The 16,748-nt window shown below is 62.2% G+C and carries 19 protein-coding genes; 9 read left to right on the top strand and 10 right to left on the bottom strand.

Annotation, left to right across the window (positions count from 1 at the left end; translation table 11 throughout):
• Positions 1 to 343 precede the first annotated feature (343 nt).
• Positions 344 to 1,120, bottom strand: a complete 777-nt coding sequence (locus tag IEY38_RS12450) for a CAP domain-containing protein (protein ID WP_188978206.1) — start codon at positions 1,118 to 1,120, stop codon at positions 344 to 346.
• A gap of 122 nt (positions 1,121 to 1,242) precedes the next feature.
• Here IEY38_RS12450 and srp19 point away from each other — a divergent pair, with 122 nt between their 5' ends.
• The 3 genes from srp19 (at position 1,243) to IEY38_RS12435 (ending at position 2,933) form a co-directional block, all read left to right on the top strand.
• Complete coding sequence (gene srp19 / locus IEY38_RS12445) at positions 1,243 to 1,521, top strand: signal recognition particle subunit SRP19 (protein ID WP_170098255.1); 279 nt, start codon at positions 1,243 to 1,245, stop codon at positions 1,519 to 1,521.
• A complete protein-coding gene (locus IEY38_RS12440) occupies positions 1,518 to 1,745 on the top strand; it encodes an H/ACA ribonucleoprotein complex subunit GAR1 (protein WP_170098256.1) in 228 nt (75 codons plus the stop codon). The genes srp19 and IEY38_RS12440 overlap by 4 nt, the downstream gene beginning before the upstream one ends.
• A gap of 75 nt (positions 1,746 to 1,820) precedes the next feature.
• Positions 1,821 to 2,933: a presenilin family intramembrane aspartyl protease PSH gene (locus IEY38_RS12435; RefSeq protein WP_188978204.1), complete on the top strand. Its 1,113-nt coding sequence runs from the start codon at positions 1,821 to 1,823 to the stop codon at positions 2,931 to 2,933.
• Between the two features lie 18 nt (positions 2,934 to 2,951).
• On the opposite strand, the gene IEY38_RS12430 is transcribed toward IEY38_RS12435, so the two are convergent.
• Together IEY38_RS12430 and IEY38_RS12425 are read right to left on the bottom strand one after the other, a co-directional pair.
• On the bottom strand, positions 2,952 to 3,959 hold the full coding sequence (locus IEY38_RS12430) for an ornithine cyclodeaminase family protein (RefSeq protein WP_170098258.1): 1,008 nt from the start codon (positions 3,957 to 3,959) through the stop codon (positions 2,952 to 2,954).
• 115 nt (positions 3,960 to 4,074) lie between these two features.
• Positions 4,075 to 4,308, bottom strand: a complete 234-nt coding sequence (locus IEY38_RS12425) for a hypothetical protein (protein WP_005535639.1) — start codon at positions 4,306 to 4,308, stop codon at positions 4,075 to 4,077.
• A 477-nt stretch (positions 4,309 to 4,785) separates the two neighbouring features.
• On the opposite strand from IEY38_RS12425, the gene IEY38_RS12420 reads away from it, so the two are divergent.
• The gene (locus tag IEY38_RS12420; RefSeq protein WP_004518770.1) at positions 4,786 to 4,953 is read left to right on the top strand and encodes a DUF7331 family protein; all 168 of its coding nucleotides are present in this window, start codon (positions 4,786 to 4,788) and stop codon (positions 4,951 to 4,953) included.
• Between the two features lie 29 nt (positions 4,954 to 4,982).
• Here IEY38_RS12420 and IEY38_RS12415 read toward each other — a convergent pair whose 3' ends face one another.
• Complete coding sequence (locus tag IEY38_RS12415) at positions 4,983 to 5,396, bottom strand: DUF3054 domain-containing protein (RefSeq protein WP_188978202.1); 414 nt, start codon at positions 5,394 to 5,396, stop codon at positions 4,983 to 4,985.
• A 114-nt stretch (positions 5,397 to 5,510) separates the two neighbouring features.
• Here IEY38_RS12415 and IEY38_RS12410 point away from each other — a divergent pair, with 114 nt between their 5' ends.
• Together IEY38_RS12410 and fen are read left to right on the top strand one after the other, a co-directional pair.
• Positions 5,511 to 6,059: a GNAT family N-acetyltransferase gene (locus IEY38_RS12410; RefSeq protein WP_188978200.1), complete on the top strand. Its 549-nt coding sequence runs from the start codon at positions 5,511 to 5,513 to the stop codon at positions 6,057 to 6,059.
• A gap of 86 nt (positions 6,060 to 6,145) precedes the next feature.
• Positions 6,146 to 7,126 (top strand): flap endonuclease-1, encoded by a 981-nt coding sequence (gene fen / locus IEY38_RS12405; RefSeq protein ID WP_188978198.1) that lies wholly within the window; start codon positions 6,146 to 6,148, stop codon positions 7,124 to 7,126.
• A 57-nt stretch (positions 7,127 to 7,183) separates the two neighbouring features.
• Here the strand turns inward: fen and IEY38_RS12400 are convergent, their stop codons facing one another.
• From IEY38_RS12400 to IEY38_RS12390, 3 genes are read right to left on the bottom strand one after another with little or no spacing between them, the layout of a single operon-like run.
• Entirely contained in the window at positions 7,184 to 8,323 is a 1,140-nt protein-coding gene (locus IEY38_RS12400; RefSeq protein WP_188978196.1) for an ABC transporter ATP-binding protein, read from the bottom strand.
• Between the two features lie 17 nt (positions 8,324 to 8,340).
• Positions 8,341 to 9,270, bottom strand: a complete 930-nt coding sequence (locus tag IEY38_RS12395) for a carbohydrate ABC transporter permease (RefSeq protein WP_188978194.1) — start codon at positions 9,268 to 9,270, stop codon at positions 8,341 to 8,343.
• Positions 9,267 to 10,331 carry a carbohydrate ABC transporter permease gene (locus IEY38_RS12390; RefSeq protein ID WP_188978192.1) on the bottom strand — a complete coding sequence of 355 codons (1,065 nt, stop codon included), beginning with the start codon at positions 10,329 to 10,331 and terminating at the stop codon, positions 9,267 to 9,269. The genes IEY38_RS12395 and IEY38_RS12390 overlap by 4 nt, the downstream gene beginning before the upstream one ends.
• Positions 10,332 to 10,897: 566 nt before the next feature.
• Between IEY38_RS12390 and IEY38_RS12385 the strand changes: the two genes are divergently transcribed.
• On the top strand, positions 10,898 to 12,304 hold the full coding sequence (locus IEY38_RS12385) for a class II fumarate hydratase (protein WP_188978190.1): 1,407 nt from the start codon (positions 10,898 to 10,900) through the stop codon (positions 12,302 to 12,304).
• Between the two features lie 267 nt (positions 12,305 to 12,571).
• Here IEY38_RS12385 and IEY38_RS12380 read toward each other — a convergent pair whose 3' ends face one another.
• A complete protein-coding gene (locus tag IEY38_RS12380; RefSeq protein WP_188978189.1) occupies positions 12,572 to 13,075 on the bottom strand; it encodes a GNAT family N-acetyltransferase in 504 nt (167 codons plus the stop codon).
• 159 nt (positions 13,076 to 13,234) lie between these two features.
• Between IEY38_RS12380 and IEY38_RS12375 the strand changes: the two genes are divergently transcribed.
• Positions 13,235 to 13,531 (top strand): DUF5789 family protein, encoded by a 297-nt coding sequence (locus tag IEY38_RS12375; RefSeq protein WP_049943979.1) that lies wholly within the window; start codon positions 13,235 to 13,237, stop codon positions 13,529 to 13,531.
• A gap of 33 nt (positions 13,532 to 13,564) precedes the next feature.
• On the opposite strand, the gene IEY38_RS12370 is transcribed toward IEY38_RS12375, so the two are convergent.
• Entirely contained in the window at positions 13,565 to 14,359 is a 795-nt protein-coding gene (locus tag IEY38_RS12370; RefSeq protein WP_188978186.1) for a DUF7537 family lipoprotein, read from the bottom strand.
• 88 nt (positions 14,360 to 14,447) lie between these two features.
• On the opposite strand from IEY38_RS12370, the gene gatE reads away from it, so the two are divergent.
• Positions 14,448 to 16,319 carry a Glu-tRNA(Gln) amidotransferase subunit GatE gene (gene gatE, locus IEY38_RS12365; protein ID WP_188978184.1) on the top strand — a complete coding sequence of 624 codons (1,872 nt, stop codon included), beginning with the start codon at positions 14,448 to 14,450 and terminating at the stop codon, positions 16,317 to 16,319.
• Here gatE and IEY38_RS12360 read toward each other — a convergent pair.
• A complete protein-coding gene (locus IEY38_RS12360) occupies positions 16,316 to 16,735 on the bottom strand; it encodes a DUF7344 domain-containing protein (RefSeq protein ID WP_188978182.1) in 420 nt (139 codons plus the stop codon). The genes gatE and IEY38_RS12360 overlap by 4 nt on opposite strands.
• Between the last annotated feature and the right edge of the window lie 13 nt (positions 16,736 to 16,748).

The following is a 16,748-nucleotide window of genomic DNA, read 5'->3' as shown; positions in this document are numbered from 1 at the left end:
CTGAGCAGGTCTGCGAGTTCCATGAACAGTTCTCGCAACGGCCTGCTCACTTCTCAAACTCGCTCAACTAGACAGTGCCGTAAAATGGCTTATGTAAGTGTTTTGTGAGAGGTATGACGGCTGCACCCGGCTTAGCCACAGGAGACAGTATTAGTGGAGTTCCGTTGATTGATCGAGTACTGCCCCCAGCGGTTTCCGAACGGGTCGCCACAGAGAGTAGCGAGGTACCGACGGCACTGTTCGTTTGGGAAATGTAGAGCTTAGACAGAGGTGTGGGGCAGTGGCAGCACACAGCGCTCACAAACGACCCCGCTGTCAGTGTCTCGGTACGCCCGTCCAGCCGTTAGCCGCAGATGTTGGCAGTCGCGTACACGTTGCCAGTAGCGGTTATCTCCACGCCGATGCCGACGAGATTGGCGTTGCGGAGCGTAAGTCGTTCGCGGTAGTCCGGCCACGCCATCCAGTCATCGACGATTTTTCTGGCGACTTCCTTGTCGGTGGCGTGGAACAGTTCCTCGCCGTTCTCCTCGTACATCTGGCCGGCGACTGTCATCTCAACTGCCTCAAACCGGTTTCGATCCGGCTGCTCGATGTACTCGCCCTCTGCAGAGTCGAACGTACACCGGTCGTAGAGGCCGGTGTCTTCGTACCGGTCTTTACTGGAGACGCCGTCGATCTTGTGGATCGCATTCCCTTCGATGGCCATCTGCTCGCTGTGGTTCTTTGCCATCTCGTTGAGGTCCTCTTCTGTCCGAAGTCCCGATTCGAACGGCGGGACATCTGCGGCCTCGCGTTCCTCGTTGAGGAACTGCCGGATGTAGTTCGAGACGTTCTGTTCGTTGAACTTCCGTGCCGGGATCGACTCCTGCTGTGGGGTCGCTGTCTCGGTCACTGTTCCGTTTGGTTCCGCCGTTGGTGTTGGCGTCGTACTGTTACCGGACGTTGCCGTCGCCGTTGAACTACCGCCATTACCGCCGCCGCCGTCGTCGCTCTGTGAATTGGCTGTCTGTGTCGGCGTATCCGCTGTCCCGCCCGCAAACTGTGCTCCGATAAGGACTCCTGTCCCTAAAACTACGAGGAGCACCACGGCGGCGATAGCGAGTAACCCTTTCTTTACCATATGCCACGGATAGATTACAGAGGTATGTAAGCTTGATTCTTCATATATTTAATCTAATTATCATTTCATCTCCTATCGACGGTGACGATAACCCATATATGCCACGGGCGGCCACTCCCGGTATGGTCGAGAACGTTATCTGGCCGGTGGCACTCGACGCCAACCACTCGCGCAGCGACGGGCGTCGCGTGTCACTTGATCTGGCCGTCGAAGAGCCGACTGTCGACGAGATCGCCAAGGCCGTCCAGCAGGTCGGTTACGACGCAGTCATCGAACGGGACAAGACGTATCCACGCGAGTACGAGGCCCGCGGGCGAGTCGTCGTCAAGGACGCGGACGATGCGACGAAAAGCGACCTGCTTGGGGCCGTGGCGGCCTATATGCAGGCGCTCCGTGAATGAAACGCATCGGCACTGTCTCGCGGGTCGCACAGGGACTGGCCGTCGTTCGGGCGCCCGACGACGAGTACGCGGCTGTGGGGACCGACGTGGTAGACGAGGAACTCCAGACGGTTGGCTCCGTCGTCGACGTGTTCGGTCCGGTCGAGCGCCCGTACCTCGCAGTCTCGCCGAACGACAGCGTGCATCTCCCGGCGCTGGTCGGCACGGTCCTGTACGCGCGGTAACAGTCCTCCGAACCGCTGACGCCTGTCCACCTCTGCTTCGTAACGCTCAAACCGGTTCCTGCAGGACGTGTGTGCATGGAGCGACGGTGGCGAATCCTCGGCGGGTGTGGCCTCATCGCTGGTATCTTCCTGTTCGTCCAGCTCGGCGCGCTGGCGCTAGTCCAGCCCTTCGAATCGGCTGGCTACCAGGCCGTCGAGGACCCGTCTGACCCCACGAACAGCCTCATGTACATCGGGGCGATTCTGGTCGCGACGGTGGTTATGTTGCTTGCCTTCCGCTACGACGTGGATCAGCTCATTCGCGGGCTCATCGTCTTCTCAGCGGCCTGGCTCTCTCTGTACGTGTTTCAGGTGCTGGTGCCGCCGGTGTTCACGTTCGCCGGCCTCAACGTCGTCGCCGTCCTGTTAGCGCTGGGTCTGGGGACGGCGCTGCTGATCTATCCCGAGTGGTACGTCATCGACAGCGCCGGTGCCGTGATGGGAGCTACCGCCGCCGGCCTGTTCGGTATCAGTTTCGGGGTGTTGCCGGCGCTCGTCCTGTTGACAGTCCTCGCCGTGTACGATGCGATCAGCGTCTACGGGACTGAGCACATGCTCACGCTGGCCTCGGGCGTCATGGACCTCAAGGTCCCCGTCGTCCTCGTGATCCCGATGACGCTGTCGTACTCGTATCTCGACGCAACGGCGCCGGACCCGACGGCAGAAGACGAGACGAGCGACGGTTCCCCAGCAGCGGACGACGCGACCGAGGAGCCGGCGACCACAGGATCCGGAGCCGACGCGGACGGTCCGGCAGTTGCGGATGGGAGCCAGCCAGCGGAACGTTCCGACGAAGCGACAGAGACTGGCAAAGCAGACGAAAGTGCTGACGTTCATGCCGACCCGCTAGAGCGCGATGCGCTGTTTATCGGTCTCGGTGACGCCATCATCCCGTCGATACTTGTCGCCAGCGCCGCGTTCTTCGCCTCGTCGGACGTACTGTCGGTATTCGGCGTCCCGTTGCCGGCGCTGACCGCGATGATCGGGTCCTACGTCGGCCTGGCGATACTGCTCTGGATGGTTCTGAAGGGGCGCGCGCACGCAGGACTCCCGCTTTTGAACGGTGGAACTATCGCCGGCTACATCGTCGGCGCGCTCGCCGCCGGTATCAGTCTGATCGACGCCCTCGGTCTCGGACCGTACCTCTAATCGGCGTTCCAGCGACCGTTACCGCCCAGTCAGGGCTTTGCTCGCGGGCGCGAAATCGATCTCCTCACCGCGGCCCTCGGCCTTCGCCCGCTCGTACAACATGTGGCCCGCAGCGACGGTTTCGATGGCCGTGCCGCCGGAGTCGAAGACCGTAATCTCCTCGGGAGACTGCCGCCCGGGTGCGTTGCCGGCGACAATATCACCTAGCTCGGCGTGGACGTGGTCCTCGTCGATGACGCCCGCATCGAGGGCGTTGATGAACGACCCGGCGTCCTGTGTCACCCGCTCGCGCAGGTCCGGAACGTACGTGGCGCGTTCGATCGTCGTCGCGTCCAGTTCGTTCTTCTCGGGGTGGTACTGGCCCATCGCAGTCACGTGGGTTCCCGGTTCGAGCAGATCGCCGTCGAACACCGGTTCGCTCGCACTGGTCGCCGTGATAACGACATCGGAACCCTCGATTGCTGCGGACGGGGACGCGACGGCAGCCACTGTCGGGTCCAGCGCATCGTTCATCTCCGCGGCGAAGGACTCCCGGCTACTGGCCGTCGGAGAGTACACTTCGATACGATCGAAATCACGGACTGTCGCCGTCGCACGGACCTGGCCGCGGGCCTGTGCGCCGCTGCCGATTACTGCGAGGTCGCTGGCGTCACGGCGGGCCAGTGCGTCGACACCGACCGCCCCGGCCGCGCCGGTCTTGTGCGGGTTCATGCTCGCACCGTCGAGGACAGCGAGCGGGTCGCCGCTGTCGGAGTCGAATATCGGGAGCGTGAAGTGTGCGTCTTGCCCGCTGAAACCGGCCGCGTAGGTGTACCCGCCCATCGCACCGGTGTCGGGAAGAATCGCGAGATAGCCCGTCAACATGCCGGCGGGCTCGTCCGAGAACAGCGTTGTTCTGGGCGTCGCCGGGGCACCCTCGCCACGCTGGCGATACCCCTCTCTGACGGCGTCGACGTACTCGGTGGGTTCAGCGAGGTCGGCGACCTCGTCACTCTGCAAGAACAGCGCTGTCGCATCTGTCGTCATACTCCGTCGTTTGGGCGAGCGACTCTTATACTGCCCGACAGTGCCAATCTGTTCGACCCGGGACCGGTCACTGGATATCTATCGAAAACAGGAAAGTAGACGGGTGGGACAGCACTCAGTCCGCAGTCTGTAGCGGGTCCGACTGCGCGCCCTGCTGAGTCGACGCGTCGTTCGGAACCGGGTCGACGGGGGCACGGACGAACATCGCATGGCCGATGAGACCGACTGTTACGACAGAAGCCATCGGAATCGCCGTCGTCAGTTCGAAGCCGGCAACGAACAGAGTTGCGGTGATGCCGGCCATGGCGAGCGGAATGAGTCCGAGAATGATGTCGTAATAACCCGTCATAAGTATGAATTATTCTACGGTGGAGGGGTATATGAATGTTTCCCTAAAATACGGCATAATATACGTAATGGCCACTGCAAATTTACTCAGTAGCCGTTAAGTAACATTTTCATAAGTTATGAGTTGGATAGAGGCAAAAAATTTATATATGGTAATACTTGTGACTTGTTCACAATATAAGGACGGGGACGGCCTGTTATCGCTGGCCCGCGATCACAGGCAGACTGTGCTATCTTCCCACAAAGATGAAATCAAGTGGCTACAAACCGGTATATCGGAACCACTGCAACCACTCTCCGTTTCTCGGGATAGGACCCACCAAAACAGTCGTTTTCAGAATTTGAGAACTAGATTAGAGGATACGTGGTGTCGTAAGTGAGTCTATTTTCTCCGATGATAACTGGGTCCATGTGCTTATTACGTACGCCAGAATACATTGAACCGGAGAAAAACGGAACATCGATTCCAAACGAGACAATGAGCACGAACGCAACGGACAACACGACGGACGCCGCGACCGACGATCAAGAACGACGATACGCCGAGCTGAACATCGGGGATGAGGAGTTCGTAATTTACGACCGGGAGAACCATCAGGCATGGATTCAGTCGACAGAGTCGCTCGAAGTCGCCGACCTGCGATAGTCCGTCACCAGCTCTCTGCTACAGGCCGCCTATTTTGCGACTGCAATCGCACCCCGCCAGAGCAACAGCAGCGTCCCACCAACGAACACCGAGACGAGTGCGAACGTCAGCGCCGCACTACCGGGGAACACCGCCGTCGATCGGAGCCCCTGCGCGATCCCGACCGCTAGTACCCATCCCACGATAGTGCGGCCGAGAGCCGCCCGAATCGTCGCGGTCGCGCCAGCGGTGTACAGTCCTCCAAGTCCCGCGACGAGGAGCCAGCCGACGTAAAAGGGCGTCAGCGTCCCGGCGAACCGACCTGGATTGAGTATCGGATTGATACCGTGGGTCACCTCGCCGACGCCAACGAACACGGCAATCGCCAGCAGGTCGCCGACAGCGAGCAGTGCCGTCCGAGTGGACAGTTCGATACGACCGTTCCCCACCGTCGAGACGCTCATACAGGCAGTTTCGGCTCCGGGCACTTCGCTCTCCCGGATTCAACGACGACGGCGGCTGGTGCTCTGGAACGGGGATCAGTACTGATTACAGTGGGCGACCCATTCAGTTTGACTATGGAGTTCACGCTGCTCGGCTGGCCCGAGGACGGGCATCGGCTCCGGTTGGACCACGAGCAGTTCGCGTATGCGGGCAAGTTCGTGATGACCTCGACCGGAAAGGCCGTCGTCGGGGACGATGGGGTCGTGGCCGCGGCTGCGTTCGATGCTGACCGGACAGACGCGGATACCCTCTGTATCCGGTACATCACCGTTCGGCAGGACCGGCAGGGCGACCGGCTCGGTGCCCGTCTCCTCCGGTTCGTCCGGGAACGGGCCACGGATCGGGGCTTCGAGCGCGTGTCCATCGGCGTCAACAATCCGTTTTCGTATCAGGCCGCCTATCGGGCCGGGTTCTGTTTCAGCGGCGCGGAGTCGGGGATGGCTGAACTCGATCTCGTCTGGCCGGGCGACCGTAGCACCGAGCAGTATCAGGACGGGCTTGACCTGTTTCGAGAGCGCGACCTCTCGCCGGAAGAGGAATCGTTTCTCGCGGCGAAGGCCGACGCCGACCCGCCATCAGTCCTCGACGACTGGGCCGAACAGCCGTCCGCACGGACCGCCTGAGTCGCCCGACCGGAACCGACTGCGCCATCACGGAGTAATACGTCGTCTCCGAGAGATTCAAACCGCTGTCGGCCAAAGGCCTGCCAATGGGAAACGCTGATTTGCGGTCGCTCGCGGCCCTGTCGGACGTGTCATTCGACGAGCTCGGTGGGAGCGTCGTCGCCGTGGACGCCCACAACTGGCTCTATCGCTATCTGACGACGACGGTGAAGTTCACCAGCGAGTCGAAGTACACCACCAGCAACGGTGAGGAGGTGGCGAACCTCATCGGGGTCGTGCAGGGCCTGCCGAAGTTCTTCGAACACGACCTCACCCCGGTGTTCGTCTTCGACGGTGCGGTCACGGACCTCAAGGACGACGAGGTCGAGAAGCGCCGCGAGCAACGCGAGAAATATGAGTCCGAACTAGAGGCGGCCCGGGAAGCGGGCGACAGTACCCGCGTCGCCAAGCTTGACTCCCGCACGCAGCGGCTGACCGACACTATCGTTGACACGACACGGGACCTGCTTGCGCTACTCGACGTCCCTATCGTCGACGCCCCGGCAGAAGGCGAGGGGCAGGCGTCGGTGATGGCCCGGCGGGGCGACGTAGACTACGTCGGAACTGAAGACTACGACGCGCTCCTGTTCGGTGCGCCGATGACGCTCCGGCAGATCACGTCGAAGGGCGACCCCGAGCTGATGGACTTTGAGGCCACGCTTGAACGACACGATCTCTCCTGGGAGCAACTGGTCGACGCGGCGATTCTGATGGGGACGGACTTCAACGAGGGAATCTCCGGTATCGGCCCCAAAACAGCCGTCAAAGACCTCCACGAGCATGGCGACCTCTACGCGGTGCTTGAGGCCCGTGGGGAGCACATCGACCACGCCGACCGCATCCGGAACCTGTTTCTCGACCCCGCGGCCACCGACGACTACGAGATCCCGGACAGCATCGAGCCGGACATCGATGCCGCCCGTGCGTTCGTCACCGAGCAGTGGGAGGTCGACGCCGACGAGGTCGCTCGCGGGTTCGAACGTATTGACGACTCGGTCGTCCAGACCGGACTCGACCGTTGGGCGTGACAGCAGACGCTCACGAGCGACCAACAGCAGAATAAGGACGGCCACGACGGTTTCAGTTCAGACGACTGATTCGACCGTTTCGATCTCGTCGAGCGTGCGGTTCCGGATGGCCTCTCCGCTGGCCGTATCGAAGAGGTGGATGGCGTTTTCGGGGAATCGAACCTTGACGCGCTGGCCGGATTTAAGCTGTTTCATCCCGCCGACCGTCGCGATGAACTGATCATCCATCGACTCGTCGAACTGCAGGTGGGCCGTGTTCTCGTTCCCGCGTGGTTCGACGACGTGGACAGTCGAGTCGAACACGTTCGAACGGGTGTCGCTCTGGACGAACTCGATGTCTTCGGGTCTGATGCCGAGAGTAATGTCGGTCGTCCCCTCGACAGCGGCGACCGTCTCGTCGCTGAGTTCGTACTCGAACCACTCGCCCTTGAGCGTCGACCCCTCCAGCGTCGTCGGGAAGAAGTTCATCGACGGCTCGCCGATGAAGCCGGCGACGAAGAGGTTGTTCGGCTCGTGGTAACACTCAAGCGGCGTCGCACATTGCTGGAGGACGCCGTCGTTGAGGATTGCGATGCGGTCGGACATCGTCATCGCCTCTGTCTGGTCGTGGGTGACGTACACCGTCGTCACGTCGAGGTCATGCTGAAGCTCCTGGAGTTCGGTCCGCATCTCGGCTTTGAGTTTTGCGTCCAGGTTCGCCAGCGGCTCGTCCATCAGGAACACTTCAGGGTCCCGGACGATAGCGCGGCCCAGCGCCACGCGCTGTTGCTGGCCGCCGGAGAGTTCGCCAGGCTTGCGATCGATGAGTTCGAAGATGCCCATGTCCTTGCAGGCCTGCTCGACGCGCTCGTTGATCTCGTCGTCGGGCATGTCCGTCGACTCCTCCAGCCCGAACGCCATGTTCTCTCGAACGGTCATGTGTGGGTACAGGGCGTAGGACTGGAACACCATGGCCACGTTCCGGCGGGCCGGCGGCTGGTCGTTGATGATCTGGCCGTCCAGTCTGATTTCCCCGCGCGTGATGTCTTCAAGCCCGGCGATCATCCGCAGCGTCGTCGATTTCCCACAGCCCGATGGGCCGACGACACAGAGAAACTCGCCGTCCTCGATGTCAACCGATACCTCGTCAACCGCGATGATTTCGCCGTCGTCGTCTTGGAACGTCTTCGTTACCTCGTCCAGTGTGAGTTGTGCCATTGTGAATACCTCCGTAATTACTCTCCAGCGACGCCTTTCGCGAACTGTTCGCCGAACATGATGTAGACGAGCAGCGTCGGAAGTGCTGCAACGATGGCCCCTGCCATCGTGGTGTTAAACGACTGGACGACCCCACCAGTGAGCGCCGCGAGGCGCTGGGTCGCCACCTGCGAAGCCGGTTCGTTGACGAGCACGAGCGCGAACAGCAGGTCGTTGTACACCTGCGTGAACTGGTAGATGAGCGTCACCGCGAACATCGGCAGCGACAGCGGGAGGATGATGTTGCGGTAGATGCTGAACGCACTCGCGCCGTCGAGGCGAGCGGCCTCGATCATCTCGTCGGAGATGCTCTGATAATACGATCGGAACAGCAGCGTACAGATCGGAATCCCGTACGCGGCGTGGGTGATCGACAGCTGCAGCAACTGCACGTATCCGTTACGGCTCGGATACTGCCAGTTGCCGCCCGTGATGAACCCAAAGACGGTGTTGACGAAACCGTTGAGCAGCCCCGGAAGCACCTGGAACCAGAACTGTGCCAGCGGGACTAGCACGGCCTGATAGGGGATGAAGATACCCGCGATGATAAGGACGACCACGCCGACCTGCCCGCGCCAGCTGATCGTCGTCAGACCGTACGCGGTCATACTGCCCAGCAGCGCCGACACAATCGTCGCGGGAATCGCCATCAGCAGCGAGTTTATAAGTCCCGGCCGGAGCGTGTTCCAAGCGGTAGTGAGCGCGTCAAGCGTGAAGCCGTCAGTGCCCGGCGGCGCGAACGGAAGCGTCCGGGCGAACGCGCTCTCAGTCTTGAACATCGTCATCACGGCCGTCTCTACCGGGAAGAGGTAGAAGGCAATGCCCGCCAGCAGGAGGGCATACAGGCCGATACGGCTATTCTCTGTACTGCGAAGTTCGTCGATGAAACCGCCATCTCTGATACTCATAGTTCACCCCGTTGGTATTCGCTGTAGAGGTACGGACCAATGACCAGCAGTGCGAGGGCAAACAGCACGATAGCGACGGCTGACCCGTACGCCCACTGCAGGCTGTCGAACGCGACCCGATACATCATCGTCGCCAGAATGTCCATGTTCGCCCCAGGCTGTGAGCCACGGAGCGCGTAAATGAAGTCGAACGCCTTCAGCGCGAACACCATCAGCACCACCGACGCTGACACCGCGGAGGCGCGGAGTTGCGGGATGATGACCCGCGCGTACAGCCGAACCGTGGACGCGCCGTCGACCCGCGCAGCCTCGTAGTGTTCGGTCGGAATCGCACGAAGACCGGCGAGGAAGACGACCATCGCGTAGCCGCTGAACTGCCAGATGAGCGCGAAGATAACCGCCGCCAGGGCGGTCGTGTTCCAGGAGAGCCACTGTATCACCTCGGCGTTGACCCCGGTCGGGCGGAGCAGTCCCACGATGGCTCCTTCAAGATTGAACAATCGGAGGAACTGATTGAGCACGCCGTTGCGGGCGTTGTACACCCACGCCCACATCGTCGCCGTGACGACGAACGAGAGGCTCATCGGGAGCAGGTAGATGGTCCGGAACGTGTTCTCGAAGCGGATCTGCTGATCGATGAGGATGGCCACGAGCAGGCCAAGCGCCAGACAGAGGACGGTGAACACGACGAGTAACACCACCGTGTTCTGTGCCGCCTGCCAGAACGCCCCATCGTTCAGCAAACGGCTGTACATGCTGAGGTCGAAACTCTCGTACTGCGCACCACCCAGGCCGTTGTAGTCAGTCAGCGAAAGGAGGAAGTTCCAGGCGATAGCGCCGTAGACGAAAAAGCCCGCAAACAGGACTGGCGGCAGCCAGAACGGGGCGGATTCGATGAGTTCCCACTCGACCGGCAGTGAGTTCCGGAGCGAGTCCCGCCGGGTCGTCTTCACCGTCGCCCCGCCGTCTGTTGCCAGTTGGTCGCCGTCCGATTCGTCTCTCGATACCGCCGACCGGAGCCTACCCCCGGTGGCGAGGAGTCTACTGAGTATCTCGCGCATGGTTGGTCAGTGTTCGCCGACGTGAGTTCGCCGTCCATCGTCCCGACGGATGTGTCGTCAGTCACATAGACTCGCCAGCCAGCACGCGTGGAGACCACGCGACTTCTCCAGCCTGTCGCACCAACACAGGCTGGCAGACGGCGTGGGAACGCCAGGTGACGGGTGTGCCATCCCGTCGTCGTGCCGAGCGGGCGAGCGGTTGCAACGCGGCGGGTACACCGGCTGCGATCGATTGCGAGGTGTCACGTCCGTCGGTGTCCCATCGGGCCCCGACAGCCGACGACGGCAGCAACACACCACCGTCACCGGGTATTGTGGGGGCATCGGTCATGAACGTCGCTGTGGCGTCGAACTCATGGTAAGTGGAGAGAGATTCTACTTAATATTTCCGAATGATAATACACGTTTATCCAAGTCCTGAGTTCTGAGCCCCACGGTCTCCGCCATCCGATTGAGGACTCGTGGTGCCCCGTGAGTGACTGTCCCGGCGGGTACAGGGCTATGCCGAGTGGTGTCCCGACTCGTACCGGTGGGTTTTACGACCGGGCGGTCCACCCCCCGGACGTATGACCGACGAGTACCGGACAGAGCAGGACAGCCTCGGTGAGATGCAGGTGCCAGCCGACGCGTACTGGGGCGCACAGACACAGCGCGCCGTCGAGAACTTCCCGATCAGCGACGTGACCTTCGGGCGACGGTTCGTCCGAGCGCTCGGCGTCGTCAAGAAAGCGGCCGCGCAGGCGAACCGCGACCTCGGAACGATCCCGGCGGACAAGGCGGACTGTATCGTCGAGGCCGCCGACGAGGTCATCGCCGGCGAACACGACGACCAGTTCCCCGTCGACGTGTTCCAGACCGGGTCGGGCACGTCGTCGAACATGAACGCCAACGAAGTCATCTCTAACCGTGCCACGGAGCTGTACGGCGGGGAAATCGGGACCCGCGAGATCCACCCGAACGACCACGTCAACTTCGGCCAGTCCAGCAACGACGTGATTCCGACGGCGATGCACGTCGCCTCTCTCGAAGCGGTCGAGAAAGACGTGATTCCCGGGTTGAAGACGCTGCGTGACGAACTCGAAGCCAAAGAAGACGAATTCGACAACGTCGTCAAGACCGGACGAACTCACCTGCAGGACGCGACGCCAGTGACGCTGGGCCAGGAGTTCTCCGGCTACCGAACGCAGGTCGAGAAGGGCATCTCCCGCGTCCAAGACGTTCACGGTCGCCTCGCCGAACTCGCACTTGGCGGAACTGCGGTCGGGACTGGCCTGAACACCCATCCCGAGTTCCCGGCGAAAGCGGCAGAGTACATCAGCGAGGAGACCGACCTCAATTTCCGCGAAGCGGACAACCACTTCGAGGCGCAGGCCGCCCACGACGCGATGTCGGAAGCCCACGGCGCGCTCCGGACAGTCGCTGGCTCACTGAACAAGATCGCAAACGACCTCCGCTTGCTCGCGTCCGGGCCTCGCAACGGCCTCGGCGAGATCGACCAGCCGGAGAACCAGCCCGGCTCCTCGATCATGCCCGGAAAGATCAACCCTGTCGTCGCCGAAGCAGTCAATCAGGTCCACAAGCAGGTCGTCGGTAACGACGCCGCCATCTCGGCTGGTGCCGCAGAAGGACAGATCGACCTGAACCTTTACAAGCCCGTGCTGGCCTCGAACTTCCTGCAGTCGGCCAAGCTCATCGCCAACAGCAGCGCGGTGTTCGGCGAGAAGTTCGTCGCTAAGCTCGAAGCCGACGCCGAGCACTGCGCAGAGCGCGTCGAACAGAGCATGGCGCTGGCGACGGCGCTCAACCCCGCCATCGGCTACGACAAGGCGAGCAAGGTGGCGAAGAAAGCCCTCGCCGAGGAAAAGACCATCCGAGAGGTCGTTCTCGAAGAGGGGTATCTCGACGAGGATGAGGTCGACGATGTACTCGACCCCGAGAAGATGACGAAGCGTGGCATCCTCGGTGACGAGTAGCGAGAGGCGCGCGCGCGAAGCGCGGCCCTCGTTAGTGGAGCAGGGAACGGGGTGACCTGTGAGCAGCAAGAGGCCGAACGGAGTGCGGGCTCTCGTACCTGAACGACGCTATGAAGGTAGTGAAGGGCGCGACCCTCGGTAACGCGAGCAGCGAGTGAGCAGCAAACAACAGCGTGCCCCGCTGTGCATCTGTTTTCTGGTCGGTTCTGTGCCGACGGTCAGCCATCACTACAGGAACACAGCACCGGGCCACCGCGACCGATACGTCTAGACCCGCGACTCGTTGTCGAGGACGTAGCGGCTCTCGGGGTGGCGCTCACCGCCGGTTTCGGTTTCGCTCTCGTCGGCGAACTCGAACCCGAACCCCTCGTAGAACTCGGCTCCTGGCTCATTCGCGGAGAGGACCATCGCGTTGATCGGGTCGATGTCGTGCTCGAACAGTTCGTCACAGGTCCGCTCCAAGAGGGTCTGGCCGATACCCTTCCGACGGTGGTCGGGATGGACGTACAGCCGGAGGATGTACCCTTCACGGTCGGTCTCGTGCCACGTCGCGTGCGCGAATCCGACGACGCTCCCGTCGCGTTCGGCGACGAGCAGGATGGTTTGCGATTCGACCAGTTCCGATTCGAGCTGTTCGGGGCCGTACCAGTCACGAACGCCGTCTTCGGCCGTTTCGCGCGAAAGGATGTCCGGATAATCGGTCTCCCATGCCGCCGTGGCGATCCGACTGATGGCCGTCACGTCGTTCGGCGTTGCCGTCCTGACTGACATGTGAAAACATATGGTATAGATTCGGATATGCTTTCCCCGCTCAGATGGGTTGAAACGTCATGTCTCATCCGGTAAACCACGTTTGGCCGGCAAAAGCAGCGACTGGACATTCACAATTCATAATCTTTTTTAATTATGAATTCTCTGTATATCACACAGATGCGTTACTCCGAAACGTTGCAGTTGTTTGACCAGGCCTGTGAGTTCCCGGCGGACCACGCCACTATCGTCCAGCAGCTCGGCGATGTCGAGTTGGTCGCCCAGAACGGCGATTCCGTAGAGATGAGTGAGGTGTTGGCTCGGACCAGCGAAGCCACGTATCAGTCCTCAGAGGGGCTGTACAACTCCCTCGTCGGGAACCTCGACGACGATTTCATCGGTCGGAAGTACTACGACGACCGGGCCGGGAGCACGTCCGGGGCCGACGAAGTTCGAACCGAGACGGACCGCCTGTAGCAACTGGCGTGCGCTGTCGCGTACCGACCCCATTCAGCCTGCCGGGGTAGATTCGTTGAGCCACGCCGGCCGCTCCACTGCCGTCTCACCGATATCCTCGTACCAGAAGCTGTATTCGACGAGGCGGTCCGCTGTACGATACCGGACATCGAATCGGCTCACAAGGCCATCGGGTTCGACTACTAGTTCGATGTGGAACTCCTCTAGCCGTTCCGTCGTCGGAATCTCGCCGCCGGAACCGCGAATCCGATAGGCTCGGCTGCCGTCCCGTGTGACAACGGCCGTAGCACTCCGGTTAACCACGGCGTAGCGATTCAGGTAGAACGCGGTCCGGTAGGCGTACTTATCACGGCTGAACCGGACCTCGCCGCGCTGGCGCTCGACGGTGCCGTTGTCACGGCGCTCGTACCAGTTGGTGCCGTCGGCGAAGGTCGACTGTTCGTACCGCTCGATGGTCCCGTTCGCGTCGGCCCTCATTCTGACCATCTCGTCGCGATACCGCGTCGGTGATTCGACGGCAACAGTCTCGGTGCGCCGGACGGAACTGCTGTCGTTCCTGAGTGTGAACTCGTTGTAGCGTTCGTGCAGGGTGTAGGTGGTGCCGTTGAGCGCCTGCCGGTGGGCGGCCGACAGGAGCGCGACGTTTTCGAGGCGCTCTGTTGTGACGCCGGGCGGCGGGGTCAGCGTCGTTGCCGTACCCGACCCCGCTGCTGTCGGGACCGGAGCCGGCGTGACGGTGCCTTGGTCGGCGGTGTCAGCGCCGACGAAGGCGTTACAGCCGGCTGTCAGGAGAAGGACGGCTACCGCGGCTGTCGACAGCCAACGCATACAGACGGTGAGGGCGAGACAGCCAAAAGGGCGGCGGCGAGCGTGGGAAGGGTGCGTTTTTTGGCCCCCGGTCCCGGACACCTCGACAATGACTGAGTACGACTACGAGGAGCTGGGGCTCGTCGCCGGTCTGGAGATCCACCAGCAACTCGATACCGCGACGAAACTGTTCTGTGACTGTCCGACGACGATCCGCGAACCTGAGGAGAGCGAGCGCTCTTTTACTCGCTATCTGCACCCGACCAAGAGCGAACTCGGTGAGATCGACGAGGCGGCGCTGGAGGAGAGCATGGTTGACCGGGAGTTCGAGTACCTGGCCTACGACACGACCTGTCTCGTCGAGGAGGACGACGAGCCACCCCACCGCGTCGACCGCGAGGCGATGGAGACGACGCTCGAAATCGCCCAGCTACTCGATATGTCTGTCGTCGATCAGGTGAACGTTATGCGAAAGATCGTCGTCGACGGGTCGAACACCACGGGGTTCCAGCGCTCGATGATGGTCGCCAACGACGGAGCCATCGAGACGAGCGCTGGCCCGGTCGGCATCGAGGATATGCTACTGGAGGAGGAGTCCTGCCAGCGCATCGAGGAAACCGACGACGGCGTCCGGTTCTCGCTCGACCGACTGGGCATCCCCCTAGTCGAAATCGGCACGAAGCCCGACATCAGGTCGCCCGAGCAGGCCCGCGAGGCCGCCGAGCGGATCGGGATGTTGCTGCGTTCGACTGGGAAAGTCAAGCGCGGTCTCGGGACCATCCGACAGGACGTGAACGTCTCCATCGAGGAGGGGGCACGGATCGAACTGAAGGGCGTCCAGAGCCTCGACGACATCGACGACCTCGTCCGCAACGAGGTTCGCCGGCAGGTCGAACTGCTTGACATCGCCGAGGAACTCGCCGAGCGCGACGCCGCTATCGGCGAGCCACAGGACGTGACCGAGGTGTTCGAGGACACAGATTCGGGCGTCATCGAGGGGGCGCTCTCTTCGGGCGGCGAAGTACAGGGCCTCCTGCTGTCCGGCTTCGACGGCCTCGTCGGCCGCGAGATCCAGCCCGACCGCCGGCTCGGGACCGAACTGTCCGACCACGCCAAGCGCCACGGCGCTGGCGGCATCTTCCATACCGACGAACTCCCAGCCTACGGCGTCACCGAGGCAGAAGTCGAGGCGCTACGGGACGCCGTCGGAGCGGGCCCCGAGGACGCCGTCGCCATCGTCGCTGACGACCCGGAGACCGCCGAGCTGGCCATCGACGCCGTTGCTGAGCGCGCTGAGACGGCACTCAAAGGTGTCCCGGAGGAAACGCGAGACGCGAACGAGGACGCCACGTCGCGGTACCTCCGCCCGCTCCCCGGCGCGGCACGGATGTACCCCGAGACGGACGTGCCGCCGGTGGAGCCCGACGTAACCGAAGTCGAGACCCCGGAACTGCTCACCGAGAAAGTCGACCGGTACGAGCGCGAGTTCGACCTCGGCTCCGGCCTCGCCGAGCAGGTCGCCTACGGCCAGCGGTGGCCGCTGTTCGAGGCATTGGTGGCGGGCGAGGGGGTCGACCCGACGCTGGCCGCGGGCACGCTTGAGTCGACGCTGACCGAACTCCGCCGTGACGACGTGCCCGTCGGAAACCTCACTGACGAACACCTCAAAGGGGCTATCCTGCTGGTCGACGGCGGGGATGTGCCCCGTGAGGGGATAGAAGACCTCCTGACGGCACTCGCCGAGAACCCGTCGCTGACGGCCGAGGAAGCTGTCGAGCAGGAAGGACTGGGCGGTGTCGACGAGTCAGAGGTCCGTGACGCCGTTGCCGAGGTTGTCGAGCGCCACGAAGAACAGGTCGCCGAGGAGGGAATGGGGGCGTTCTCGGCGCTGATGGGCGAGTGCATGGGCGCACTCCGTGGCAAAGCTGACGGCGATACGGTGAGCGACGTGCTGCGCTCGGAGATACAGAAGCGCGCTTAATTGCTTTGCTCGGGCTGTAAGGCGTCGATATCGACGGCGCTCGGTGTCAGGCCGTTACCGCTCGCCGACAGGTCATGGTCGATTGTCGATTCGAGCAGCGGGACGAGGGCCGGCGCGTTCGGCCCGATATCGACCAGATCTTCCGACTGGTTGTACTGGACGACACCAGCATCGACCAGCCGCGGAAGGTGGTTGTGATAGAGGGACGTGTAAATCTTGAGCCGCTCGTCGCGGTACTGTTCGGCCGGTGTCCCGTGTTCGAATTCGGTCACCGTGTCCGTAAGCACAGCCAGTGAAACCGGTGTCGTGTACTGTGAAAGCCCGTACAGGAGGTATCGCCGGTAGTGCGACGACAGGAGCGACAGTCGGTCGTCCAGTGGAAGCGAGTCCGGAATCTCGGTTTGCTTCGTATTCATTTTAGTTGGGAGG

This window comes from Haloarcula sebkhae (assembly GCF_014647415.1).
Lineage (GTDB): Archaea > Halobacteriota > Halobacteria > Halobacteriales > Haloarculaceae > Haloarcula > Haloarcula sebkhae.
This window is presented reverse-complemented; position numbering and strand designations above follow the sequence as displayed.

Bases quoted from the DNA above. Each gene is read 5' to 3' on its own strand.
- IEY38_RS12450 (WP_188978206.1), bottom strand. From the start codon at position 1,120: ATGGTAAAGAAAGGGTTACTCGCTATCGCCGCCGTGGTGCTCCTCGTA.
- srp19 (WP_170098255.1), top strand. From the start codon at position 1,243: ATGGTCGAGAACGTTATCTGGCCGGTGGCACTCGACGCCAACCACTCG.
- IEY38_RS12440 (WP_170098256.1), top strand. From the start codon at position 1,518: ATGAAACGCATCGGCACTGTCTCGCGGGTCGCACAGGGACTGGCCGTC.
- IEY38_RS12435 (WP_188978204.1), top strand. From the start codon at position 1,821: ATGGAGCGACGGTGGCGAATCCTCGGCGGGTGTGGCCTCATCGCTGGT.
- IEY38_RS12430 (WP_170098258.1), bottom strand. From the start codon at position 3,959: ATGACGACAGATGCGACAGCGCTGTTCTTGCAGAGTGACGAGGTCGCC.
- IEY38_RS12425 (WP_005535639.1), bottom strand. From the start codon at position 4,308: ATGACGGGTTATTACGACATCATTCTCGGACTCATTCCGCTCGCCATG.
- IEY38_RS12420 (WP_004518770.1), top strand. From the start codon at position 4,786: ATGAGCACGAACGCAACGGACAACACGACGGACGCCGCGACCGACGAT.
- IEY38_RS12415 (WP_188978202.1), bottom strand. From the start codon at position 5,396: ATGAGCGTCTCGACGGTGGGGAACGGTCGTATCGAACTGTCCACTCGG.
- IEY38_RS12410 (WP_188978200.1), top strand. From the start codon at position 5,511: ATGGAGTTCACGCTGCTCGGCTGGCCCGAGGACGGGCATCGGCTCCGG.
- fen (WP_188978198.1), top strand. From the start codon at position 6,146: ATGGGAAACGCTGATTTGCGGTCGCTCGCGGCCCTGTCGGACGTGTCA.
- IEY38_RS12400 (WP_188978196.1), bottom strand. From the start codon at position 8,323: ATGGCACAACTCACACTGGACGAGGTAACGAAGACGTTCCAAGACGAC.
- IEY38_RS12395 (WP_188978194.1), bottom strand. From the start codon at position 9,270: ATGAGTATCAGAGATGGCGGTTTCATCGACGAACTTCGCAGTACAGAG.
- IEY38_RS12390 (WP_188978192.1), bottom strand. From the start codon at position 10,331: ATGCGCGAGATACTCAGTAGACTCCTCGCCACCGGGGGTAGGCTCCGG.
- IEY38_RS12385 (WP_188978190.1), top strand. From the start codon at position 10,898: ATGACCGACGAGTACCGGACAGAGCAGGACAGCCTCGGTGAGATGCAG.
- IEY38_RS12380 (WP_188978189.1), bottom strand. From the start codon at position 13,075: ATGTCAGTCAGGACGGCAACGCCGAACGACGTGACGGCCATCAGTCGG.
- IEY38_RS12375 (WP_049943979.1), top strand. From the start codon at position 13,235: ATGCGTTACTCCGAAACGTTGCAGTTGTTTGACCAGGCCTGTGAGTTC.
- IEY38_RS12370 (WP_188978186.1), bottom strand. From the start codon at position 14,359: ATGCGTTGGCTGTCGACAGCCGCGGTAGCCGTCCTTCTCCTGACAGCC.
- gatE (WP_188978184.1), top strand. From the start codon at position 14,448: ATGACTGAGTACGACTACGAGGAGCTGGGGCTCGTCGCCGGTCTGGAG.
- IEY38_RS12360 (WP_188978182.1), bottom strand. From the start codon at position 16,735: ATGAATACGAAGCAAACCGAGATTCCGGACTCGCTTCCACTGGACGAC.